At 72.0% G+C, this 22,446-nt stretch carries 25 protein-coding genes; 8 read left to right on the forward strand and 17 right to left on the reverse strand.

Translation table 11 applies throughout. The features are described from left to right. Nucleotides 1-19: 19 nt before the first annotated feature. Nucleotides 20-841, reverse strand: a complete 822-nt coding sequence (murI, locus tag KVF89_RS06355) for a glutamate racemase (protein ID WP_372497865.1) — start codon at nucleotides 839-841, stop codon at nucleotides 20-22. Between the two features lie 89 nt (nucleotides 842-930). Between murI and KVF89_RS06360 the strand changes: the two genes are divergently transcribed. After that, nucleotides 931-1,971 (forward strand): alkaline phosphatase family protein, encoded by a 1,041-nt coding sequence (locus tag KVF89_RS06360; protein WP_257424372.1) that lies wholly within the window; start codon nucleotides 931-933, stop codon nucleotides 1,969-1,971. Nucleotides 1,972-2,033: 62 nt separating this feature from the next. Here KVF89_RS06360 and KVF89_RS06365 read toward each other — a convergent pair whose 3' ends face one another. From KVF89_RS06365 to KVF89_RS06395, 7 genes are all read right to left on the reverse strand, one after another. Further along, on the reverse strand, nucleotides 2,034-2,882 hold the full coding sequence (locus KVF89_RS06365) for a DUF3152 domain-containing protein (protein WP_257424374.1): 849 nt from the start codon (nucleotides 2,880-2,882) through the stop codon (nucleotides 2,034-2,036). 74 nt (nucleotides 2,883-2,956) lie between these two features. Then, on the reverse strand, nucleotides 2,957-3,934 hold the full coding sequence (locus KVF89_RS06370; protein ID WP_257424376.1) for a PLP-dependent cysteine synthase family protein: 978 nt from the start codon (nucleotides 3,932-3,934) through the stop codon (nucleotides 2,957-2,959). A gap of 15 nt (nucleotides 3,935-3,949) precedes the next feature. Further along, nucleotides 3,950-4,237 (reverse strand): MoaD/ThiS family protein, encoded by a 288-nt coding sequence (locus KVF89_RS06375; protein WP_257424378.1) that lies wholly within the window; start codon nucleotides 4,235-4,237, stop codon nucleotides 3,950-3,952. 1 nt (nucleotide 4,238) lies between these two features. After that, the gene (locus KVF89_RS06380; protein WP_257424379.1) at nucleotides 4,239-4,694 is read right to left on the reverse strand and encodes a M67 family metallopeptidase; all 456 of its coding nucleotides are present in this window, start codon (nucleotides 4,692-4,694) and stop codon (nucleotides 4,239-4,241) included. A 156-nt stretch (nucleotides 4,695-4,850) separates the two neighbouring features. After that, on the reverse strand, nucleotides 4,851-5,825 hold the full coding sequence (locus KVF89_RS06385; RefSeq protein ID WP_257424380.1) for an acyl-CoA desaturase: 975 nt from the start codon (nucleotides 5,823-5,825) through the stop codon (nucleotides 4,851-4,853). Nucleotides 5,826-5,835: 10 nt separating this feature from the next. Further along, entirely contained in the window at nucleotides 5,836-6,543 is a 708-nt protein-coding gene (locus KVF89_RS06390; RefSeq protein WP_257424382.1) for a response regulator, read from the reverse strand. Beyond that, complete coding sequence (locus tag KVF89_RS06395; protein WP_257424384.1) at nucleotides 6,540-8,264, reverse strand: sensor histidine kinase; 1,725 nt, start codon at nucleotides 8,262-8,264, stop codon at nucleotides 6,540-6,542. The genes KVF89_RS06390 and KVF89_RS06395 overlap by 4 nt, the downstream gene beginning before the upstream one ends. Nucleotides 8,265-8,372: 108 nt before the next feature. Between KVF89_RS06395 and KVF89_RS06400 the strand changes: the two genes are divergently transcribed. From KVF89_RS06400 to KVF89_RS06415, 4 genes are read left to right on the forward strand one after another with little or no spacing between them, the layout of a single operon-like run. After that, nucleotides 8,373-9,359 carry a Bug family tripartite tricarboxylate transporter substrate binding protein gene (locus tag KVF89_RS06400; RefSeq protein ID WP_257424386.1) on the forward strand — a complete coding sequence of 329 codons (987 nt, stop codon included), beginning with the start codon at nucleotides 8,373-8,375 and terminating at the stop codon, nucleotides 9,357-9,359. Next, nucleotides 9,356-9,895: a tripartite tricarboxylate transporter TctB family protein gene (locus tag KVF89_RS06405; protein WP_257424388.1), complete on the forward strand. Its 540-nt coding sequence runs from the start codon at nucleotides 9,356-9,358 to the stop codon at nucleotides 9,893-9,895. The genes KVF89_RS06400 and KVF89_RS06405 overlap by 4 nt, the downstream gene beginning before the upstream one ends. Then, a complete protein-coding gene (locus tag KVF89_RS06410; RefSeq protein WP_257424389.1) occupies nucleotides 9,895-11,409 on the forward strand; it encodes a tripartite tricarboxylate transporter permease in 1,515 nt (504 codons plus the stop codon). The genes KVF89_RS06405 and KVF89_RS06410 overlap by 1 nt, the downstream gene beginning before the upstream one ends. Next, nucleotides 11,406-11,810 (forward strand): universal stress protein, encoded by a 405-nt coding sequence (locus KVF89_RS06415; RefSeq protein ID WP_257424393.1) that lies wholly within the window; start codon nucleotides 11,406-11,408, stop codon nucleotides 11,808-11,810. The genes KVF89_RS06410 and KVF89_RS06415 overlap by 4 nt, the downstream gene beginning before the upstream one ends. A gap of 23 nt (nucleotides 11,811-11,833) precedes the next feature. On the opposite strand, the gene KVF89_RS06420 is transcribed toward KVF89_RS06415, so the two are convergent. Genes KVF89_RS06420 through KVF89_RS06430 form a run of 3 tightly spaced genes read right to left on the reverse strand, consistent with a single transcriptional unit; the run spans nucleotide 11,834 to nucleotide 13,296 of the window. Beyond that, nucleotides 11,834-12,415: a DUF2017 domain-containing protein gene (locus KVF89_RS06420; protein ID WP_257424395.1), complete on the reverse strand. Its 582-nt coding sequence runs from the start codon at nucleotides 12,413-12,415 to the stop codon at nucleotides 11,834-11,836. Nucleotides 12,416-12,422: 7 nt separating this feature from the next. After that, nucleotides 12,423-12,707, reverse strand: coding sequence for an ATP-dependent Clp protease adapter ClpS (gene clpS, locus KVF89_RS06425; RefSeq protein WP_257424492.1), 285 nt, complete (start codon nucleotides 12,705-12,707; stop codon nucleotides 12,423-12,425). Between the two features lie 49 nt (nucleotides 12,708-12,756). Further along, a complete protein-coding gene (locus KVF89_RS06430) occupies nucleotides 12,757-13,296 on the reverse strand; it encodes a DUF1697 domain-containing protein (protein WP_257424396.1) in 540 nt (179 codons plus the stop codon). A gap of 76 nt (nucleotides 13,297-13,372) precedes the next feature. Here KVF89_RS06430 and KVF89_RS06435 point away from each other — a divergent pair, with 76 nt between their 5' ends. Together KVF89_RS06435 and KVF89_RS06440 are read left to right on the forward strand one after the other, a co-directional pair. After that, nucleotides 13,373-13,804: a MarR family winged helix-turn-helix transcriptional regulator gene (locus tag KVF89_RS06435; RefSeq protein ID WP_257424397.1), complete on the forward strand. Its 432-nt coding sequence runs from the start codon at nucleotides 13,373-13,375 to the stop codon at nucleotides 13,802-13,804. Next, a complete protein-coding gene (locus KVF89_RS06440; RefSeq protein ID WP_257424398.1) occupies nucleotides 13,801-15,075 on the forward strand; it encodes an MFS transporter in 1,275 nt (424 codons plus the stop codon). The genes KVF89_RS06435 and KVF89_RS06440 overlap by 4 nt, the downstream gene beginning before the upstream one ends. Before the next feature lie 149 nt (nucleotides 15,076-15,224). On the opposite strand, the gene KVF89_RS06445 is transcribed toward KVF89_RS06440, so the two are convergent. Then, the gene (locus KVF89_RS06445) at nucleotides 15,225-15,698 is read right to left on the reverse strand and encodes a PaaI family thioesterase (protein WP_257424399.1); all 474 of its coding nucleotides are present in this window, start codon (nucleotides 15,696-15,698) and stop codon (nucleotides 15,225-15,227) included. Nucleotides 15,699-15,763: 65 nt separating this feature from the next. Between KVF89_RS06445 and KVF89_RS06450 the strand changes: the two genes are divergently transcribed. Continuing rightward, nucleotides 15,764-16,270 (forward strand): winged helix-turn-helix transcriptional regulator, encoded by a 507-nt coding sequence (locus KVF89_RS06450; protein ID WP_257424400.1) that lies wholly within the window; start codon nucleotides 15,764-15,766, stop codon nucleotides 16,268-16,270. Between the two features lie 14 nt (nucleotides 16,271-16,284). Here the strand turns inward: KVF89_RS06450 and KVF89_RS06455 are convergent, their stop codons facing one another. Genes KVF89_RS06455 through KVF89_RS06475 form a run of 5 tightly spaced genes read right to left on the reverse strand, consistent with a single transcriptional unit; the run spans nucleotide 16,285 to nucleotide 22,437 of the window. Next, nucleotides 16,285-18,414: an iron ABC transporter permease gene (locus tag KVF89_RS06455; protein WP_257424401.1), complete on the reverse strand. Its 2,130-nt coding sequence runs from the start codon at nucleotides 18,412-18,414 to the stop codon at nucleotides 16,285-16,287. 19 nt (nucleotides 18,415-18,433) lie between these two features. Continuing rightward, a complete protein-coding gene (locus KVF89_RS06460) occupies nucleotides 18,434-19,465 on the reverse strand; it encodes an iron-siderophore ABC transporter substrate-binding protein (RefSeq protein WP_257424402.1) in 1,032 nt (343 codons plus the stop codon). Between the two features lie 56 nt (nucleotides 19,466-19,521). Beyond that, entirely contained in the window at nucleotides 19,522-20,325 is an 804-nt protein-coding gene (locus KVF89_RS06465; RefSeq protein ID WP_257424403.1) for an ABC transporter ATP-binding protein, read from the reverse strand. A gap of 58 nt (nucleotides 20,326-20,383) precedes the next feature. Beyond that, on the reverse strand, nucleotides 20,384-22,153 hold the full coding sequence (locus KVF89_RS06470) for a DEAD/DEAH box helicase (protein ID WP_257424404.1): 1,770 nt from the start codon (nucleotides 22,151-22,153) through the stop codon (nucleotides 20,384-20,386). Then, a complete protein-coding gene (locus tag KVF89_RS06475; RefSeq protein WP_372497868.1) occupies nucleotides 22,150-22,437 on the reverse strand; it encodes a DUF3039 domain-containing protein in 288 nt (95 codons plus the stop codon). Before KVF89_RS06475 ends, KVF89_RS06470 begins: the two co-directional genes overlap by 4 nt. Nucleotides 22,438-22,446: the final 9 nt, after the last annotated feature.

A 22,446-nucleotide genomic window follows, 5' to 3' on the forward strand; every position in this document is an offset into this window, starting at 1 on the left:
GCATCGTTGCTGTCACCCGTCAACGCACACCCCCTGCGAACTGACCTGCCGCGACGAGCTCGGGTCCGAGGAACCGCTGCCCGATCGTCTCGAACTCCGCCGGCGAGCCGGTCGTCGCGAAAGAGTACGACGGCGCGCCGGTCGGCCGCATGAGGCCGGTGTCGGCCAGCATCCGGTAGACGTCCTTGGCGCACTCCTCCGCGCTGCTGACCAGCGTGACGTCGTCGCCCATCACGTAGGAGATGACGCCGGTCAGGAGCGGGTAGTGGGTGCAGCCGAGGATCAGGGTGTCGATGCCGAGCTCGGTGAGCGGGTCGAGGTACTCGTGGGCGACGGCGATGAGCTCGTCACCACCGGTCACCCCCGCCTCCACGTAGTCGACGAAGCGCGGGCAGGCCCGCGTGGTGAGGGAGATCTGGGGCGCCGCGGCGAAGGCGTCGTCGTAGGCCATCGACTCGGCGGTCGAGCGGGTGCAGATCACGCCGATCCGGCCGTTGCGGGTGGCGGCCACCGCGCGCCGGGTGGCCGGGTAGATCACCTCGACCACGGGGACGTCGTACCGCTCGCGGGCGTCGCGCAGCATCGCGGCGCTGGCGGAGTTGCAGGCGATGACGAGGGCCTTCACCCCCTGCGCGACGAGGTGGTCGAGGCACTCGAGGGCGTACTCGCGGACCTCGCCGATCGGCTTGGGGCCGTAGGGCTGGCGCGCCGTGTCGCCGACATAGGTGATCGACTCGTGCGGCAGCTGGTCGATGACCGACCGCGCGACCGTGAGGCCCCCGAAGCCGGAGTCGAAGATCCCGATCGGCGCGTCGAGGTCGGGGTGGTCCAGGTGCCGCACCCGGTCAGACTACGGCGTCGTAGTGGCCCCGGTCGGCATTCCGGGACCGAGATCACGTCCCCGGCGTGCCGGCGACGTAGGCTCGTCCGGTGATCATCCTGCGTCGTCCTGCTGCCCTGGCCGTTGCCATCGCCGCCGTCGTGGCCGGCTTCGGGCTCCCCGGATCCGGGCCCGCCACGGCCGACCGTGCCGACCCCGGTCGCGACACGGTCAACAACAAGCACGTCGTCGCGATCTCGGTCGACGGCCTCAACCCCCGTGCGCTGAAGAGGCTCGGCCGGACCGGCACGCCGAACCTGCACCGACTCATCAAGGACGAGGGCGCCGGCACCCTGAACGCCCGCACCCAGCTCGAGATGACGGTCACCCTGCCCAACCACACCAGCATGGTCACCGGCCGCCGGATCAAGGCGGCCAAGGGCGGACACGGCGTCACCTGGAACGACGACACCGTGACCAAGACGGTGCAGCAGGCCGCCGGTCACGACGTCGACTCGGTGTTCTCCCAGGTCCGGGCGGCCGGCGGCACCACCGCGGTCTACGCGACCAAGTCGAAGTTCTGGCTGTTCGAGCGGTCCTGGCCGGCCGCCATCGAGCCCAACGTGATCCAGGTCGAGAAGGACGGTGCCGTCGCGAAGGCGCTGCGCTCCGACCTCGCCACCGACCCGGCGTCGTTCTCGTTCCTCCACCTCGGCAAGCCCGATCAGGTCGGGCATGACCACGGCTGGATGTCCGCGACCTACCTGAAGGCGGTCTCGAAGGTCGACCGGATCGTCGGCAAGATCATGGCCCAGATCGAGTCCACGCCGGCGCTGCGCAGCAACACGGTCGTCGTGCTCACCTCCGACCACGGCGGCATCCCCGGCACGCGGAACCACGCGATCAAGACCAACCGCGAGAACTACCGGGTCGCGTTCGCCTTCTGGGGCCCCGGCGCCGGGGTGCCGAACACGGAGCTCTACAAGCTCAACCCCGACCGCGCCAAGCCGGGTCGCGCCCGCCCCGGCTTCGGGGCCGTCCCGCAGCCGATCCGCAACGGCGAGGTCGCCAACGTCAGCCTCGACATCCTCGGCGTCGGGCCCGTGCCCGACAGCCTGTGGAACCACGCCCAGGACCTGACCTGGAAGTGACCTGGACCCGCCTGGACGTGAGGACCTGGCGGGCTCCGCCCGTCGGCGTCTCTCACACCAGGTCAGCGGCCGAGCTCGCGCGGCGTGGGCCAGGGGTTGAAGCGACAGCCCTGGGTCCCCTTGGACTGCTGCATCATCACCGGCGCGAGCGCACCCCGGCGCGGGCAGGAGGCGTGACCGCGGCCGAGCCAGTGCCCGGTCTCGTGATTGACGACCATGTGCCGGTAGTCGCGCAGCGAGCGGCCGGCGCCGTTCCACGCCGGTGACGCGTCGCGCCAGCGGTCCACGTTGATGATCACGTTGCGGCCGACCCGGCACGACCAGGTCGCGCTGCAGGAGCCCGAGAACGACGGCACCAGCCGCGCCTGGGAGAGCCACAGCGTGAACGCGCCGCCGTGCTTCACCTGCCGGAAGCGGACGCCCCGCGCCCGCCAGCCGCGCGGGTCGTCGTAGGTCTCCTGGGCGAGACGGCGGAAGTCGGCGACGTCGACGCCGCCGACCGCGCCGCGGGTACGGACGCTGTAGCGGACGGTACGACGCACGCCGACCCGATGCTTGACCCGACCCACCCGCACCTGGACGGCGGTGTCGGCGTACCCGGTCGCGCCGACGACGACCACCAGGTCGAGCCGGTGGCCGACGTCCTCGGGCACGATCTCGTGCCGGCGGCTCACCTCGCCGGAGATCGGGACCCCGTCGCGCAGCCACTGGTAGCCGATCCGCTCGGGTGCCGGCGCCCAGGTGCCGGGGTCGGCCTTCAGGGTGCGGCCATACTTCCGGGCGCCGTCGTACGACGGCGGCTGGACCTGGGCGAGCGGCGGCAGGTCATCGGCGGCCGCGGGAGCCGCCGGGAACGCCAGCGCGGCGGAGAGTGCCAGCAGGAGCCCGATGAGCGCTCTAGGAACCATCATCCGGCTGAGGAATCGGGGTCCCGTGGCGTTGTTCGGGGGAGCGAAGCGGAGGACAAGAACGCCGTGGGGTGATCTCATGCCCAGAGCTGGCCCTCGAGCCGGTCCTCGGCCTCGTCGACGGTGCCCTCATAGGCACCGGTGGAGAGGTACTTCCAGCCACCGTCGGCGACGACGAACGCGATGTCGGCGGCCTCCCCGGCCTTCGCCGCCTTCGCGGCCTGGCCGAGCGCGGCGTGCAGGATCGCGCCGGTGGAGATGCCGGCGAAGATGCCCTCGAGCTCGAGCAGCTCCCGGACCCGGCGTACGGCGTCGCGCGGGCCGACCGAGAAGCGGCTGTCGATCAGCTCCGCGTCGTACAGCTCGGGAACGAAGCCCTCGTCGAGGTTGCGCAGGCCGTAGACGAGCTCGCCGTAGCGCGGCTCCGCGGCGACGATGCGCACGTCGGGCTTCGCGCGACGGAAGAAGCGGGAGACACCCATCAGCGTGCCCGTGGTGCCCAGGCCAGCGACGAAGTGCGTGATCGAGGGCAGGTCAGCGAGGATCTCGGGGCCGGTGCCCTCCTCGTGCGCGAGCGCGTTGGCGGCGTTGCCGTACTGGTAGAGCATCACCCAGTCGGGGTGCTCCGCCGCGATCTGCTTGGCCACGCGGACCGCCTCGTTGGAGCCGCCGGCGGCCGGCGAGGACACGATCTCGGCGCCCCACATCCGCAGCAGCTGGCGCCGCTCCTCGGAGGTGTTCTCCGGCATCACGAAGACGGTGCGGTAGCCCTTGAGCTTGGCCGCCATCGCGATCGAGATGCCGGTGTTGCCCGAGGTGGGCTCGAGGATCGTGCAGCCGGGACGCAGGATGCCGTCCTTCTCCGCCTCCTCGATCATCCGCAGGGCCGGGCGATCCTTGATCGAGCCGGTCGGGTTGCGGTCCTCGAGCTTGGCCCAGATCCGGATCCCGCGACCGTCCGGCGAGCCCGCGGTGTTGAACGGCGCCGACAGCCGCGGGAGCCCGACCAGCGGCGTGTTGCCGACGGAGGCGAGCAGGCTGTCGTAGCGCGTCATGGGCTCAGCGGGCGATCAGCGCGCGCCGCCGGCGACCGCCGGCAGGATGACGACCTGGTCGCCGTCGGAGAGCGCTGCCTCGAGGCTGCCGATGAAGCGAACGTCCTCGTCGTTGATGTAGATGTTCACGAACCGGCGCAGGTCCTCGCCGTCGATCAGGCGGTCCTTGATGCCGGGGTGGTTGGCCTCGAGGGAGTCGATCAGCGCGCTCAGCGTGCCCGCACCGGCGCTGTCGGCGTTGACCGCCTTCTCGCCACCCGTGTAGGTGCGCAGGATGGTCGGGATCCGGACCTCGATGGCCATGTCAGCTGTGCTCCTCTGCTGCGTCATTGGTGTCGACTGCCGCGGCGATCGTGACCTCTTCCTCGGTCACCACGCCGTCGATGATTCTGTAGGACCTGAACTCCACGGGGCCCGCGTTATTCCCGTGCTCCTGCGTGCTGACCAGCACGTAGTGCGCGCCGGGCTCGCTCGCCAGGTTGATGTCGGTGACGCTCGGGTATGCCTCGGTCGCGGTGTGGGAGTGGTAGATCACCACCGGCTCCTCGTCGCGGTCGTCGAGCTCGCGGTAGAGACGCAGCAGGTCCGTCGAGTCGTACTCGTAGAAGGTGGGGCTGCCCGCAGCGTTGACCATCTCGATCAGCCGCACGGGCCGGTCGCTGCCGAGGGGGCCCGCGACCATCCCGCACGCCTCGACCGGGTGGTCCCGCCGGGCATGCTCCACGATGGCGTCGTACGTCGCCTGATCGATGCGCAACACGCGGTCAAGCGTAGGGCGTCGCGCGGGCTCGGCCGGCATCGGCCCGAAGGGCGGCCACGGCAGCGGCGGCGATTGGGCACAAACCCCATGCCGCAGACCCGAATCGTTGCGGTTTGGTCCCAAACCGCAACGATTACTGACGAGTCATTCCGCCACTCAGCCGGCGGGCGTGACCGACTTCGCCCGGATCCGCTCCGGCGTGGGCCAGCGGACGTCGCGCACCCAGCCGAGCTTCTCCAGCACCCAGATGATCCGGGCGGAGGTGTCGAACTGGAAGCGCTGCACGCCGTGGCGCGCGGACGTCGGGTCGGCGTGGTGGAGGTTGTGCCAGGACTCGCCACCCGACGGGATCGCCAGCCACCACACGTTGCCCGAGAAGTCGCGCGACGCGAAGGGGCGCTCGCCGAGCGTATGGCAGATGGAGTTGATCGACCAGGTGACGTGGTGGATCAGGCCGATCCGGACCACCGTGCCCCAGAAGAACGCCGTCAGCGCGCCCTGCCACGACCAGGTGAGCAGGAAGCCGAGCAGCGGTGGGAGGAGGATCGAGGTGAGCACCCACAGCCAGAACAGCCGGGAGATCCGGATCAGGTCGCGGTCCTTGGCCAGGTCGGGGGCGTACTTGTCGATCGGGGTCTGCTCGGGATCGAACAGCCAGCCGACGTGCGCCCAGACGAAGCCCTTGGTCAGGCCGCGCAGGCTGTTGCCGTAGCGCCACGGGGAGTGCGGATCGCCGTCACGGTCGGAGTACTTGTGGTGCTTGCGGTGGTCGGCGACCCAGCGGATCACCGGGCCCTCGATCGCCATCGAGCCGAGGACCGCCAGGGTGATCTTCACGGCCCGGTTGGGCTTGAAGGACTTGTGGGTGAAGAGCCGGTGGTAGCCGACGGTCACTCCGTGCAGGGTCAGGCCGTACATCACGAAGGTGATCGCGACGTCGCTCCAGCCGAGCCACCCGCCCCACGCGACCGGGACGGCGGCGAGGAAGGCGATGAAGGGCACGGCGATGAACAGTCCGAGCGCGAGACGTTCCCAGAAGCCCTGGGTGTCGCCGGCCATGGTGGCCCGCAGGGCCGCCGGCTGCGTCGGTGGCTGGGTCGGTGGCTCGGGACGATCGTCGATCGCGGTCACGAAGCCAAGCCTAAGCCTTGACCCGGTACCGCCGCTCCGGGCGTCCGGTGCCGCCGTACCGCAGCCGCACCTCGGCAGTGCCGATGTCGACGAAGTGCTCGAGATAGCGCCGTGCCGTGACCCGGGAGAGGCCCACGGCCTCGGCCGTCTCCGACGCCGAGATCTCGCCGGCGGCACGAGCGGCCCGCAGCACGAGCTCAGCCGTCTCCGGGCTCAGTCCCTTGGGCAGGCCCGGCGGCGGGTCAGCGGGGCGCCCCGCCCCGAACGCCCGGTCGATCGTGGCCTGGTCGACCTCCTCCTCGCGCTCGCCGCCGCTGCCCGGCAAGGTGGCGAGCGTGGCCGCGACCCGGCGCAGGCGGTCGGCCAGGTCGTCGTACTCGAAGGGCTTGACGAGGTACTGCAGAGCGCCGCCGTGGAGGGCGGCACGCACGGCGGCGGCACCGCGCTCGGCGGTGACCATGACCACCGCGACATCGCGGCCCTGCTCCCGGGACTGGCCGCGCAGTCCCTCGAGGACCTCGAGTCCGGAGAGGTCGGGCAGGTGTACGTCGAGCAGCACCAGATCCGGCCGCAGGGTGGCGGCGAGCTCCAGGGCCTCGGCGCCGGTGCGGGCGGTGCCGGCGACCTCGAAGCCGTCGGTCTGCTCGACGAACCGGCCGTGGATGCGCGCGACCATGAAGTCGTCGTCGACGACGAGGACGCGCAACACCCGGCTCACGGTCGCCCATCCTGACCGACGACGGGACCGATGGGGAGCACGACACGGAACTCGGCGCCGCCTCCCCCGTCTCCTCCGGCCCCCGGCCTGTCTCCTCCGAGCGACGGGTCCGCGTCGTCCACGACCACCTCGCCGCCGCGCTGCACGCAGATGAGCCGGACCAGGGGCAGCCCGATGCCGCGACCGCCGAGCACCTCCTCCTTGGTGGAGAAGCCGCGCACGAAGATGGCGTCGCGCAGGTCGTCGGGAATGCCGGAGCCGTTGTCGCGGACCCGGACCTGGACGGAGAGGTCGTCGGCGAGCACCCAGACCTCGACCAGCGCGCCCGGCCGCCCGGCGCAGGCGTCGACCGCGTTGTCGACGAGATTGCCGAGGACCGTCGTCAGGTCGGCACTCGCGTCGGGCGCGAGCGCGGGCAGGCGCGAGCCGGGGTCGAGCTCGAGCACGACGCCGCGCTCCTCGGCGACGGCGTGCTTGGCGACCACGAGCGCGGCCACCGCGGGGTCCGCGAGCCGCCGCGCCACGCGCTCCCCCACGTCCGCCCGATGCCGGGTCAGCGTGCCGACGAGGGCGGCGACCTCGTCGTACTCCCCCAGCTGGACCAGCCCGGAGATCGTGTGCAGCCGGTTGTCGAACTCGTGGGTCTGCGCGCGCAGGGTGTCGGTGATCGACAGGTTCGAGCTGAGCTGGCTCTGCAGCGAGACGAGCTCGGTGCGGTCCCGCAGGGTCGTGACGGTGCCGATCCCGCGGCCCTCCGCGGAGGCGTCGCCGCGGTTGAACACGACGACCCGGGTGCCGACCAGCGCGAGCGCGTCGCGTACCTGCTCGGAGTCCGGGGCGCCCGCGCCGGTCAGCAGTGCCACGACATGCGGGTCCAGGCCGAGGTCGTCGACCCTTCGGCCGACCGGGTCCGGCACGCCGTCGAGGCCGAGGGTGGCGCGGGCCGCGTCGTTCATCACCGTCACCCGGCCGTCGGTGCCGACGCCGACGACACCCTCCCGGATGGCGTGCAGGAGCGCCTCGCGGTGGTCGGCCAGGTGCGTGAGCTCGGTGGTGCCGAGGCCGCGCGTGGAGCGCCGGACGACGCGCGCGACCAGCCCGGTACCGACGAGGCCGAGCACCGCGCCCAGCCCCAGGAAGAGGCCCAGCTCGGGCACCGCCTCGGCGAGCTGGTCGCCCAGGGACGGATAGGCGGCCTCGGCGACGATGGCACCGACGGCGCCATTGTCCCCGGGAGCGTCCGCGATGACGGGCGCGTAGGCGGCCACCCGGCGCTCGCCCCCCGCGTCGACGTCGGTCGTCCCGCCCCGGCCGGCCGCCACCTCGTCGCCGCCGAGGTCGGCCCGCTCGCCCACCCGGCTGGCGTCGGTGGCCGCGAGGACGGTGCCGTCGGGACCGACGACGAGGACGTCGGTCGCACCCGAGAGACGCACCCCCCGCTCGGCGTACGACGTGAGGTCGGCCGTGACCTGCCACAGCTCGGCGCCGCCGCGCACGTCCTCGAGCCCGGTCCGGACGAAGTCCTGCACGGCGACGTACTCCGCCACGGAGCGCATCTGCGCGCCCCGCTCGTCGGCGAAGTCGGCGTTGGACTGGCGGATGCTCAGCACGCCGACCGCGACGAGCAGCACCACGATCACGACGAGCTGCAGGAGCAGCACCTTCGCCGCCAGCGTCAGCTCGCCGCGGCGCCAGTTCAACCGCCTGATCGGCGTGACCACAACGACCACAACCTCCTTTGCGTCCGCAAGCGTGACGCCCGCCACAGCCACCGACATGCTGGCACGGATCGCACGTGACAGCGGTCACCACCCGATCCGGAGGTTCCCATGCATCGCCCAGGACGCACGCTCGTCGCGCTCCTCCTCGCCCTGGCGCTCGCCGCGGTCGTCAGCGGCTGCGGGGTCACCCGCGGCTCGGACGACCCGAGCAATCGGCGGCTGCGGATGATGATCCCCAACAGCGTCGGCGGCGGCTACGACCTCACCGGCCGGGCGGCGGCCCGGGCCATGGAGGACAACGACCTCACCGGCCGCTTCGAGATCACCAACGTGCAGGGCGCGAGCGGCACGGTCGCGATGCAGCGGCTGGTCAACGAGAAGGGCGCCGACGACCTCATGATGCTGATGGGGCTCGGGGTGGTCGGCGCCGTCTACACCAACAGGTCCGGAGCCACCCCGCTCAAGATGACGCCGATCGCCCGGCTGGTCGAGGAGCAGGAGGGCATCCTCGTGCCCGCCGACTCGCCGTTCGAGACGATCGACGACCTGGTCGACGCGTGGCGCGAGGACCCGGGCGGCCTCGCCGTCGGCGGCGGCTCCAGCAACGGCGGCCCGGACCACCTGTTCCCGATGCAGCTCGCCGACGCGATCGGGGTGGACCCCACGAAGGTCAACTACATCTCCTACGACGGCGGCGGCCCGCTCACGACCGCGCTCCTCGGCGCCAAGATCGACGTCGGCATGTCCGGTCTCGGCGAGTTCGAGGGCCAGATCGAGGACGGCAAGCTGCGGGTACTGGCCGTCTCCGGCGCCGAGCGGCTCGAGGGGATCGACGCACCCACCCTGACCGAGGCCGGGGTGGACCTGGTCTTCACCAACTGGCGCGGTGTCCTCGCGCCGCCCGGCATCTCCGACGCACAGCGGGAGTACCTCACCGAGCTCCTCACCGAGATGCACGACACGGCCGAGTGGCGCGAGGCCCTCGAGGCCAACGGCTGGACCGACAACTTCGCCACCGGCCAGGAGTTCGAGGACTTCCTCGCCGAGCAGGACGACCGCGTCGCCGACACCCTCAAGGAGCTGGGACTGGCATGAGCACCCACGAGATCCCCGAGCCCGGCGGCCAGCCCGGCAGCCAGCCCGGCAGCCGGGTCGTCGACAAGGCGCAGTACGGCCTGGCCGCCTTCCTGGTGCTCGCCGGAGGCTATGTCCTCATCGACGCCGGGGGCCTGGAGGACGGCTTCGCCGACCAGCCGGTCCAGCCCTACACCCTCCCGTACGTCGTCGGCGGGGTCCTGGTGCTCCTCGGCGTCCTGCTCGCCGTCGCCACCGCGCGCGGCGACCGGCCGGAGGCCGAGGAGGGCGAGGACATCGACCTGACCCAGGGCACCGACGTGCGCACCGTGGGCCTGCTCGCCCTGGTGCTGGTCGCGAACATCGCGCTGATCGACGTGCTGGGCTGGGCGATCACCGGCGCGCTGCTCTTCGCCGGCTCGGCCGCCGTGCTCGGCAGCCGCAACTGGGTGCGGGACATCGCCGTCGGCGTCGCCCTGTCGCTCGGCAGCTGGTACGGCTTCTACGTCGGTCTCGGGATCCCCATCCCCGCCGGCATTCTGGACGGTGTGCTCTGATGGACCTGCTGCTCGACGGCTTCCAGACCGCCCTCACCCCGGAGAACCTGCTCTTCGCCGCGCTCGGCGTACTGCTCGGCACGGCTGTCGGCGTACTCCCCGGCATCGGGCCGGCGATGACCCTGGCCCTGCTGCTCCCGGTGACCTACAGCGTCGGTGCCGACAGCGCGATCATCATGTTCGCCGGCATCTACTACGGCGGCATGTACGGCGGCTCGACCACCTCGATCCTGCTCAACACGCCGGGCGAGTCGTCCTCGGTGATCACCGCCATCGAGGGCAACAAGATGGCCAAGGCCGGACGAGCGGCGCAGGCCCTCGCCACCGCCGCGATCGGCTCGTTCGTGGCGGGCAGCATCGCGACGGTGCTGCTGTGGATCGTCACCCCGCAGGTGGCCGACATCGTGGTCACCCTCGGCTCGCCGTCGTACTTCGCGCTGATGATGCTGGCGCTGTTCGCCGTCACCGCCGTGCTCGGCGCGTCCAAGCTGCGCGGGTTCATCGCGCTCTTCCTCGGCCTGGCGATCGGCCTGGTCGGCACCAGCACCGGGCAGGCCCGGCTCACCTTCGGCGAGCCGCTGCTCGCCGACGGCATCGACATCGTCGTGGTCGCGGTCGCGCTGTTCGCGATCGGCGAGGCCCTCTGGGTCGCCGCGCACCTGCGCCGCAAGCCGCTGGAGATCATCCCCGTCGGGCAGCCCTGGATGAGCAAGGAGGACTGGGGCCGCTCCTGGAAGCCGTGGCTGCGCGGCACCGCCTTCGGGTTCCCGTTCGGCGCGCTGCCGGCCGGCGGCGCCGAGCTGCCGACGTTCCTGTCCTATGCGACGGAGAAGAGGCTCACCAAGCACCCCGAGGAGTTCGGCAAGGGCGCGATCGAGGGCGTCGCCGGACCGGAGGCCGCCAACAACGCCTCGGCCGCCGGCACCCTGGTGCCGCTGCTCGCCCTCGGCCTGCCGACCACGGCGACCGCCGCGATCATGCTCGTCGCGCTGCAGGGCTACGGCTTCCAGACCGGCCCGACCCTGATGGACGACCACCCGGACCTGGTGTGGGGCCTGCTGGCGAGCCTGTTCGTCGCCAACGCGCTGCTGCTCGTCCTCAACCTGCCCATGGCGCCACTGTGGGCCAGGCTGCTGCGGATCCCCCGGCCCTATCTCTACGCCGGCATCCTCTTCTTCGCCTCCCTCGGCGCCTACAGCGTGAACTTCCAGGCCTTCGACCTGGCGCTGCTGCTGGTCCTCGGCATCCTCGGCTTCTTCATGCGCCGCTTCGGGATCCCCGTGCTGCCACTGATCATCGGCGTGATCCTCGGCCCCAAGCTCGAGGAGCAGCTGACGACCGCACTGAAGATCTCGCAGGGCGACGTCAGCACCCTGTGGAGCGAGCCGGTCGCCGTCGTCGTGTACGCCGTCATGGCGCTGCTGCTCGTCGCCATGGCCGTCGCGGGCCTCCGCAGGCCGGCCGAGCCGCCCGCCCCCAGCCCGCAGGACGAGAAGGAGCTGATCGAGCGATGAGCCACCCCGCGAGCATCGTGGTCGCCTACAGCGCGGACCGGTACGGCGAGGCCGCCCTCGAGCACGCCGCCGGACTCGCCCGCAAGGACGGCGCCCGCCTGGTCGTCGTCAACGCGACGCTGGGCAGCAGCCTGGTCGACGCCCGGTTCGCCCACGACGCGGACATCGCCGCGCTGCGCGACCGGCTGGTCGCCGACGGGCTCGAGGTCGTCGTACGCCACGACGTGGTGAACGACGTCGCCGACGCGGTCATCGCGGCCGCCGACCAGGAGCAGGCCACGCTGATCGTCGTCGGGATCCGGCACCGGACCCCGGTCGGCAAGCTGCTGCTCGGCAGCGTCGCCCAGCGGATCATCCTCGAGGCGCAGTGCCCCGTCCTGGCGGTCAAGCCGGCTGGCTGATGTGACCGGCGGCGATCCCCGGCTCAGCGCACGGCGTGGACCAGGGTCTCCTGCAGGAAGCCCAGCCACTCGTAGATGTGGTGGGCCTGGGCCCGCGGGTCGTCGTCGGGCAGGGAGTACCAGTACTCCTCGTCGCCCTCCTCGACCCCGAGCCGGGTGCCGAGCGCGAGCCGCAGGTCGGTGAACGAGCGCATCCAGACCAGCGCCGTCTCCTGGTCGAGCTCGACGTCGATCGTGAGGTCCTCGTCGGTCGGCTCGGTCGGCAGCCCGGCCTCCTCGAGCACGTCGATGATCGTCGCGGCGGCGCGGGACTTGCCGTCGCGCAGGGCTCCCTCGGTGAACCGCCGGAACTCCCCCGCCGACTCCTCGTCGTTGCGGTAGGCGTTGGGGAACAGCCGCAACAGGACCGGGTCCTCGGGCTCGGTGGTCGGACCCGAGAAGTCCAGCATCTGCTCCAGCGGATCGCGGGTGGCGCTGGGGATCGCCGACTCGTTGTGGAGCAGCTCGACGATCTGCGCGGCGAGGGACCGGAGCAGGTCCGCCTCGAAGACCGGGAAGGTCGCGTGGATGCGCTTGCTCCGGCGATGCCGGACGAAACCAGACATGGTGCGCTCACTCAGCCTTCGACAGGGTGGCCCACAGGCCGTACTCGTGCATGGCCTGGACGTCGCGTTCCATCTCCTCGCGGGTCCCGGTGCTGACCACGGACTTCCCTTCCTCGTGGACCTCGTGCATCAGCTTCTCCGCCTTCTTCTTGCCGTAGCCGAAGTGCTTCTGGAAGACGAAGGTGACGTAGGACATCAGGTTCACGGGGTCGTTCCACACGATCGTCACCCAGGGGGTGTCGAGTCTCGTGGTCGCGTCGAGGGAGAGGTCCTCCTGGACTCCCGGATCCACCTCGACAGGGCTCGCGGTTGTCACGACTCCATGGTGTCACAGGAGGCGATCAGGCCCACTTCTCGGCCAGGGTGGTGACGACGTTGACGTTGCGGTTGGTCGCCACGACGTCGAGCCCCCTCTCCGTCTTGTACGGGTCCACTCCCCCGGCGACGTACCCCGGCCCGAGCAGCACGTGCGCCACCCGGCCGCGGACCACGACGGTGTTGACGTCGTCGCCGCGCTGCTCCATCGCGGCGATCGCCGCCGGGTCCGGTTCCTGCTTGAGCAGGTAGAGATAGTGGCGCTCGAGGTCAGGGCGCTCGGCGCCGAGGGCACGGGCGTCCTCGGCGATCGCGACCAGTTCGGCAGGAGTGAAGACGATGGTGGGGACGGCGAAGCCGGTCTGCGCCTCGTAGGCGTTCTCGAGCGCCGCCTCCACCTTGGCGCGCGACCGCAGCCCGATCGTGAGCCGCACGTTGCCGGTGTTGATGTGGGTGCGGACGTCCGTCCCGCCCGCGGCCTCCGTGGCCGCGACGATGTCGGCCTTCGGGAACTTGCGGTTCGGCCCGAGGTTGATGGCGCGCAGGAACGCGACGTAGGTCGGCATGGTGCTCATTATCCCGGTGTGGGGTGCGCCACCATCCCGTGACTTTTCCATAGGTTTCCTATGTAGACTGGCGGATGTGAGCACCCCCGACACCGACGGCCTCAGCAGCGACCTCACGGTGTACGCCGCCCGGCTGGTGCGACTCGTCCGGCGCGAGCACGCCCCGAGCGCCGGCACCCGCGTGCTCTCGATCCTCGACGAGCTCAGCCCCCTCGGCATCACCGCGCTCGCCCAGGTCGACCGCTGCTCGCAGCCGACGATGACCGGCCAGATCCGCCAGCTCGTCGAGCTGGGCTGGGTGTCCAAGGCGCCCAACCCGGCCGACGCCCGCAGCAGCCTCGTCGACCTCACCGACGCCGGCCGCGCCGAGCTGCGGCGCATCCGGCGGCTCAGCGCCGCGCTCGTGTCCGAGCGCCTCGCCCGTCGTACGGACCTCTCCCCTGACGACCTCGCGACCGCCGTGGCCGTGCTCCAGGCCGTCCTCGAACCCACGGAAGGACACTCGTGACCGCCACCGCCGACTCCGGCACCCATACGCCCATCGCCGCCGACTCCGGCGGCTCGTTCCTGCGCCAGCCGCGCGCGGTGTGGGCGGTCGCCTTCGCCTGCGTCATCGCGTTCATGGGGATCGGCCTGGTCGACCCGATCCTCAAGGAGATCGCCGCCAAGCTCGAGGCGACGCCGAGCCAGGTGTCGCTGCTGTTCACCAGCTACATGGCGGTGATGGGCGTCGCGATGCTGATCACCGGTGTCGTCTCGACCCGGATCGGCGCCAAGCGGACGCTGCTCACCGGCCTGGCCCTGATCATCGTCTTCGCCGGCCTGGCCGGCATGTCCGGCTCGGTGGGTGCCGTGATCGGCTTCCGTGCCGGCTGGGGCCTGGGCAACGCCCTGTTCATCGCGACGGCGCTCTCCACGATCGTGAGCTCGTCGAAGGGCTCGCTCGGGCAGGCCATCATCCTGTTCGAGGCCGCCCTCGGGCTCGGCATCGCGTCCGGCCCCCTCGTCGGCGGCCTGCTCGGCGAGCAGTCGTGGCGCGGCCCGTTCTTCGGCGTGTCCGTGCTGATGACGGTCGCACTCGTCGCGACGGCGGTCCTGCTGCCCGCGACCCCGCCCGCGCCGCGTCGTACGACGCTCGCCGACCCGTTCAAGGCGCTCGCCCACCCTGCCCTCGCGGTGATCGCGGCCGTCGCGGTCTGCTACAACCTCGGCTTCTTCTCGCTGCTCGCCGCCGGACCGTTCGCCCTGCCTGAGGCCGGGATCATGCAGATCGGCTGGATCTTCTTCGGCTGGGGCGTGCTGCTCGCGATCGCGTCCGTCGCGCTCGCGCCGTGGGTGCGGCGCCGGGTCGGCACCGTGCCCGCCCTCGTCGGGGCGCTTGCGCTGTTCGCGCTCGACCTGCTCGCGATGGCGCTCGGCGCCGACACCGCCGCCGTCGTGATCGTCGGCATCGTCGTGGCCGGCGCCTTCCTCGGCGTCATCAACACCCTGGTCACCGAGGCCGTCATGGGCGCGGCCCCGGTCGAGCGACCGGTCGCGTCGTCGGCGTACTCGTTCGTGCGCTTCACGGGCGGCGCCGTCGGACCGTATGTCGCGCTCAAGCTGGCCGAGCACCAGGGCTCGGCGGCGCCGTTCTGGTTCGGCGGCATCGCCGTGGCCGTCGGCGTCGTGGTGATGCTCGCCGGGGCGCGCACCGTCAGCACCGCGCTGCACGACGAGGCACCGGCCCCGCACTCGCCCGAGGAGGCCCAGGCCGAGGCGCTGGGCGATCTGGCCTGACGCCGACCCGGCTCAGATTGAGCTCGGATTGACGCCGACCCGGCTCAGATTGAACAAGATTCGACGCCCACCCGGCGCAGGTTGAACGACTGCCCGTTCAATCTGCGCCGGGTCAGGGCGAATCGGGGTTCAAACTGCGCCGGGTCGCGCTAGCTGAAGATCATGCAGCTGGAGCTGGCGTAGGCGGCCAGCTTCCCGCGGCCGTCGTACAGTTTCGCCTCCGCCAGAGCGGTACGGCGACCACGCTGCAGCACCGTCCCGACGGCGCGCAGCCGACCGGAGTCGACGGTGACGGGCCTGAGGAACTTCACGGTCAGGTCGAGCGAGGTGTAGCCCTCGCCGACCGCGAGCGTGGAGTGGACCGCGCACCCGCAGGCGGAGTCGAGGAGGGTCGCGAACACCCCGCCGTGCACGCTGCCGATCGGGTTGTAGTGGCGCAGCTCGGGGTCGAGCTCGAAGATCGCGGTCCCACGCTCGGGCACCTCGAAGCCCACGAACCCCAGGGTCTCCGCGATCGGCGCGGTCGGGAGCCGGCCCTCGAGCATCGCGTGCAGCTGCTCGAAGCCGTCGAGGGTCAGGGGGTCGACGGCGTCGAGCTGGGTCTTGGTCGCGGACTCAGTCATGGCTGCCATCAGACCAGCGCAGGCTGAGTCTGTCAATGAGACCTGGGTCGCCCTATGCTGGCCCGATGAGCAGCACCACCACCGACGCTCCCCCGAGCTCCCCGCCCGCGCTCGCCTGGTCGGTCGACAACTGCACGCTCGGCCGGGCGATGGCGATCCTGGGCGAGCGGTGGACGGTCGTCGTGCTGCGCGAGGTGTTCCTCGGCGTACGCCGCTTCGACGACATCCGCCGGCACGCCGGCATCCCCCGCCAGGTGTTGACCAACCGGCTGACGTCCCTGGTCGAGCAGGGCATCCTGCGCAAGGAGCCCTACCGCGAGGACGGCGCCCGCACCCGGCACGAGTACCGGCTCACCGCGAAGGGACTCGAGCTGCAGCCGATCCTGCTCGCGATCAGCCACTGGGGCGACCGCCACCTGGCCGACCCCGGCGGCCCGCCGACCGTGTTCGTGCACCGCGACTGCGAGGAGCCGGTGCACGTCGAGCTGCGGTGCGCGGCCGGTCACCACCTGGCCGACCCCCGGCAGGTCGCCACCCGACCGGGGCCGGGCGTCCGACCCTTCGCCGGCTGACCCGGCAGCGGGACTCAGGCCCGGGAGCGGGCCAGCAGGTAGACGAAGTACGGCGCGCCGATCAGCGCCACCACCAGCCCGGCGGGGACCTGGGCCGGCGCGATCACGGTCCGGCCGATGAGATCGGCGCCGCCGAGCAGCACCGCGCCGATGAGGATGGCCACCGGCACCGAGCGGGCGTGCCGCCCGCCGACCAGCGCCCGCGCCATGTGCGGCGCGACCAGTCCCACGAAGCCGACCACGCCGACCGCGGCGACACTGGTCGCGGCGAGCAGGGCCGCCGTGACCAGCACGACGAGCCGGACGGCCTCGAGGCGCACCCCCACCAGGCGCGGCGTGTCCTCGTCGAGGGCGAGCAGGTCCAGCTCGCGACGCACCAGCCAGGCCAGCGGCAGCGCCAGAGCGAGCACGACCGCGACGGGCAGCACCTGCTCGAAGGTGCGACCGTACGTCGTCCCCGACATCCAGGTGTAGATCCGCGGGGTGTCCCAGGGGTTCGAGCGCACCAGCAGGAACGTGGTGAGCGCCGCGGCGCCGTACCAGGTGCCGATGCCGATGAGCAGCAGTCGATCGGCGTCGAGTCCGTGCCGCCAGGCGAGGCCGTAGACGAGGGCGAAGGCGACGAGGGCGCCGGTCACCGCGCCCACCAGGATCGCGCCGTTGCTCGCGGCCTGCGAGACGCCGGCACCGGTCACGACCACCACGGCGCCGACGCCGGCGCCACCGGTGATGCCGAGGATCCCCGGCTCGGCCAGGGGGTTGCGGCAGGTCGCCTGGACCAGGGCGCCGGAGAGCGCCAGCGCCGCGCCGCCCAGCACGGCCGCGGCCACGCGGGGGGCGCGCTCGTCGAGCGCGAACTGGATGAGCGGCGCGGCCTCCCCCCGCAGCCACAGAGAGAGGTCGCCGGCCTTCAGCCAGGTGTCGCCGGCGAGCAGGCTGAGCAGGGTCACGGCGACAGTGGCCACGACCACCACCGCGAGCACCACCAGGAAGCGGACCCGGCTGCCCACCCGCACCCGCGCCGCCGCGGTCTGCCGGGTCGGCCCGGAGTCGCGGCTGCGGCGGGCCAGGACGATCATCACCAGCGCACCCATCAGCGTGGTGGTGATGCCGGTCGGGATCGAGATCGCCTCGTCGGCGCCGAGCATCGCCCGGATGAGGGCATCGGCGGCGACGACGACGACCGCACCGGTCAGTCCCGCCGCGGGGATGAGCACGGCGTGCCGGTTCAGCGCCGGCAGCACCCGGCCGCACAGGCGCACGATCACGGGGGCGAACAGGCCGACGAAGCCGATCGGGCCGGCCAGGGTCACCGACGCCGCGGTGAGCAGCACCGCGAGCACCGTGCCGACCGCACGCGTCGAGCGGACCGGTACGCCGAGCACGGCCGCGCTGTCGTCGCCCAGGCCGAGCAGGTCGAGGCGGCGGGCGAGCAGCAGCGCCGCGCCGGTGCACACGACGACGACCGGCGCGGCCTGCTGGAAGGTGCGCAGGCCCAGCTGGCTGAGCGAGCCGCTCCCCCAGGCGAACAGGCTGGTGGTCTCCTCCTGGAACAGGATCAGCAGCGTGGACGTGCCAGCCTGCAGGGCCAGGGCGACCGCCGAGCCGGCCAGGACCAGCCGCGTCGTGGCCGTACCGGCGCCGCCGGCGAGACCGAGCACCAGGAAGGCGGCGATCGAGCCGCCGACGAAGGCGGTGAGGCCCGACGCCCAGATCGGCACCGTGACGCCGAAGGCGGCCACGACGGTCACGGCGAGATAGGCGCCGCCGGTGACGGCGAGGGTGTCGGGCGACGCGAGGGCGTTGCGGGCCAGCGACTGGAAGAGGGCACCCGCCACGCCGAGGGCGAAGCCGACGGCGATGCCCGCCGCGAGCCGCGGGACGCGGGATCCGATCAGGACGTCGCCGGCGTCGGCCCCCGGGCCCGAGCCGTCACGGTCGCCGAACAGCCAGCGGACGAGGTCGCCCGCGCCGATCGCCGACGTGCCCTGGGTCAGGTGCCACAGCGACGCCCCCAGCAGGACGACGACGAGCAGCAGCAGCGCGCCGGTGGCGCCCGCGAGGCCGGGGGCCCCGAGCCGTGGCCTTGCCTCGGTCGGCTCGGTCCGGTCCGCGGTGACGGGCTGCTGCTGCTCGACGGTCATCGCTGCGTGCCTACGCTGCCTACTTGGTCAGGAGGTCGACGTACGCGTCGATGATCTGCTCCGCCGAGCGCGGACCGCCGAAGGTCCAGATGCCGGCCGGGAAGGCGTGGCTGCGGCCCTCGGCGACGGCCGGGATCTTCTGCCAGACGGCGTTCTCGGCGAGGGTGGCGTTCACGTCGCCCTCGGGATCCACGGTTCCGGTGTAGAAGAAGGTGGCGTCACCCAGCTCGCTCATGCCCTCGATGTCGGTCTGGCCGAGGCCGTAGGCCTCGTCGACCTCTCCCGTCCAGGCGTTGGTGAGACCGAGCGCCTCGCCCAGCTCGCCGATCAGCGAACCCTGGCCGAAGGGCCGGATCGAGACGTTGCCGCCCTGGACCCAGCCGTCGAAGTAGACGAACTCCGTGGCGTCGGTGGCCGCGACCTTCTCCTTCGCCTCGGCCAGGTGGGCGTTGAAGTCGTCGACGACGACCTGCGCCCGCTCCTCGCGGCCGGTCGCCTGCGCGATCAGCTCGAAGGTGCCGAGCATGTTGGCCACCGGGTCGGCGGCGTCGGCGCCCTTGGTGGCGAGCACCGGGACGTCGTACTTCGCGAGCTGCTTGAGGATCTCGTCCTCGGCCGTGTAGGCCTCGACGATGACCAGGTCGGGGTTGGTCCCGAACAGGGTCTCGAGGTTCGGCTCGCCGCGCGTGCCCACGTCGGTGACGCCATCGGGCAGCTCCTCCGCGGTGTCCCACGTGGCATAGCCCTCGGCGTCGGCGACCGCGACGGGGGTCAGGCACAGGGTGAGCACGTCCTCGACCTGCTGCCACTCGAGCACGGCCACGCGCTCGGCGGGCTTGTCGAGCTCCACGGTCCGGCCGTAGCTGTCGGTGAGCGTCACCGGCCCGGTCGAGGTCGTGGTCTCGTCGGCGGAGCACTCGGCCGAGTCGTTGGCCTTGGGGGCCGCCTTGTCGTCGGATCCGGTGTCGGTGGTGCCGCAGGCCGCCAGGAGCAGGCCGAGCGGCAGCGCCAGCGCCGGCGTCAGGGCAGCGGTCATCGGTCGGGTCTTCATCGGGTTCCTCACTGTGGTTCGGTGGGGGTTCGGTTGGCGTTCGGTGGGTCGGCGCGTCAGCCGGAGCGGTGCCGGTGGTGCCTGCCCTGGGCCTCCACCCGCACCGCGCCCGTGTCCGGGTCGACGAAGGCGCGGATGGGCAGTCCGTACACGGCCGAGAGGTGCTCGGCCGTGAGTACGTCGGCGGGCGCGCCGACCGCGCGGACGGTGCCCTGGTGCAGCAGCACGACCTGGTCGGCCACGGTGGCGGCATGGTTCAGGTCGTGGAGAACGACGCCGAGCGCCGTCCCATGCCGGTCCGCGAGATCGCGGACCAGATCGAGGGTCTCGACCTGGTAGCGCAGGTCGAGATGGTTGGTCGGCTCGTCGAGGAGCACGACTGCGGTGTCCTGCGCCAGGCAGGTGGCCAGCCAGACCCGCTGGAGCTCGCCGCCGGAGAGCTGGTCGACGGGCCGGTCGGCCATGTCGTCGATGCCGGTGACCTCCATGGCATGGTCGACGGCGGCCCGGTCGGCGTCGGTGACGCCGGCGAAGCGGCCGCGGTGGGGATGGCGGCCGAAGGCGACGACGTCGCGGACCTCGAGGCCCGACGGGTGCGGCCGCGACTGGGACAGCAGGGTCACCCGGCGGGCGAACTCCTTCGCGCTCAGCGGGGCGGCGTCCGCATCGTCGAGGGTGATCCGCCCCTCGGCGACCGGATGGAGCCGGGCCAGCGAGCGGAGCACCGTGGACTTGCCGCTGCCGTTGGGACCGATCAACGCGGTCACCTGACCGGGCACGAGGCGCACGGAGACCCCGTGCACCACCGTGGCGCGCTGGTAGCCCAGCACCAGGTCGCGTCCTTCGAGCACCGTCGTCACGCGACGCAGCGTAACCTAAGTTAGGCCAGGCTTCCCTATAGGGCGGCCCGTGCGTGGGTCACGACGTCTTGCGGACCGCCCACTCCCGGATCCGGTCGATCCGCTTCTGCAGCTGGTCGCCGTTGGCGACCGCCGCCGCCGGTCCGCCGCACTCCTTGCGCAAGGCGGCGTGGGTGATCCCGTGCGCCTGCCCGGTGCGGTGGTGCCACGAGGCGACGAGCGAGTTCAGCTCGCGGCGCAGCAGACCCAGGTGCTCGTGCGTGGTCACCTCGGCGACCGTGTCGGCCGCACGCTCGGTCCCGGACGACTCCGGGCGCCGGGTACGACGGCGGTCCGCCTGCCGCTGCTGCAACAGCGCGCTGACCTGGTCGGGCTCGAGCAGGCCCGGGATGCCGAGGAAGTCCATCTCCTCCTCCGAGCCCACGTGGACCTCGCCCTCGTGACCGAACTGCGCGCCGTCGTACAGCGCGTGGTCGAAGCGCGCCTCGGAGCCGAGCGCCTCGAACGGCATCATCTCCAGCTCGTCGGAGGCGCCGTCGCCCTGGTTGGCCTGGTTCATCAGGTCCTCCTCGGCGGCGAAGATGTCGCCGTCGCTGCTGACCTTGCGCTTGAGGACGTGGTCGCGCTGCGCCTCGAGCTCCCCGGCGAAGGAGAGCAGGTTCGGCACCGACGGCAGGAACACCGAGGCGATCTCACCGCGCTTGCGGGCGCGCACGAAGCGGCCGACGGCCTGCGCGAAGAACAGCGGCGTCGACGTCGTCGTCGCCCACACGCCGACCGCGAGCCGGGGGACGTCGACGCCCTCGGACACCATCCGGACCGCGACCATCCAGCGGCTGTCGCCCTCGCTGAAGGCCGAGATCTTCTTCGACGACGCCTTCTCGTCGGAGAGCACCACCGTCGCCGACTCGCCGCTGATCTGCTTGAGCAGCTTGGCGTAGGCGCGGGCGCTGTCCTGGTCGGAGGCGATCACGAGCCCACCCGCGTCAGGCACGTGGCGGCGCACCTCGGAGAGACGCTTGTCGGCCGCGGCCAGCACCGACGGGATCCACGCGCCCTGGGGATCCAGCGCGGTGCGCAGCGCCTGCGAGGTCATGTCCTTGGTGAGCGGCTCTCCCAGCGACGCGGCGACCTCGTCGCCGGCCCGGGTCCGCCAGCTCATCTGTCCGGAGTAGGCCAGGAACAGCACCGGCCGCACGACGTGGTCCGACAGCGCCTCGGCGTACCCGTAGGTGTAGTCGGCCACCGACGTCGGCACGCCGTCCTCGCCGGGCGCGTAGGTGACGAACGGGATCGGGTTGATGTCGGAGCGGAACGGCGTACCCGTCAGCGCCAGCCGGCGCGCCGCCGGCTCGAAGGCCTCCCGCACCCCCTCGCCCCAGCTCATCGAGTCACCGGCGTGGTGGATCTCGTCGAGGATGACGAGGGTCTTGAAGCGCTCGGTGCGGATCCGCATCGCCAGCGGGTTGACCCCCACCCCGGCGTAGGTGACGGCGACGCCGACGTAGTCGCTGGAGATCTTGCCGGAGCCGGCCGAGTAGGTCGGGTCGATCGGCAGGCCCGCCCGCGCGGCGGCCTCGGCCCACTGCATCTTGAGGTGCTCGGTGGGCGCGACGATGATCAGCCGGTCGACCAGCCGCCGGCCGAGCAGCTCGGCGGCGACGGTGAGGGCGAAGGTCGTCTTGCCGGCGCCGGGGGTCGCGACGGCGAGGAAGTCACGCGGGGTGCGGGCGAGGTAGTCGGCCAGCGCGGCGGACTGCCAGGCACGCAGCGACGGCGCCGTGCCCCAGGCTGCCCGCTCCGGCCAGGCCGGACCGAGCGAGGTCATGCGTCGGGACCGGACCCTTCCGGACCCTTGCCATCGCCCTTGCCGTCGCCCAGGCCCTCCCAGATCTCCTTGCACTCCGGGCAGACCGGGAACTTCTCCGGCGCCCGGCTGGGCACCCAGACCTTCCCGCACAGGGCCACGACCGGCGTGCCCATGACCATCGCCTCGGTGAGCTTGTCCTTCTCCACGTAGTGGGAGAAACGCTCGTGGTCGCCCTCATCGGTCGGGACCGTGCGGCGGTCCTCGCGGACGTCCGTTTCTGTCGAGAAGCCGATCGTGGTCACGTCGTGCAG

This window comes from Nocardioides carbamazepini (genome assembly GCF_024614185.1).
Classification (GTDB): Bacteria; Actinomycetota; Actinomycetes; order Propionibacteriales; family Nocardioidaceae; genus Nocardioides; species Nocardioides carbamazepini.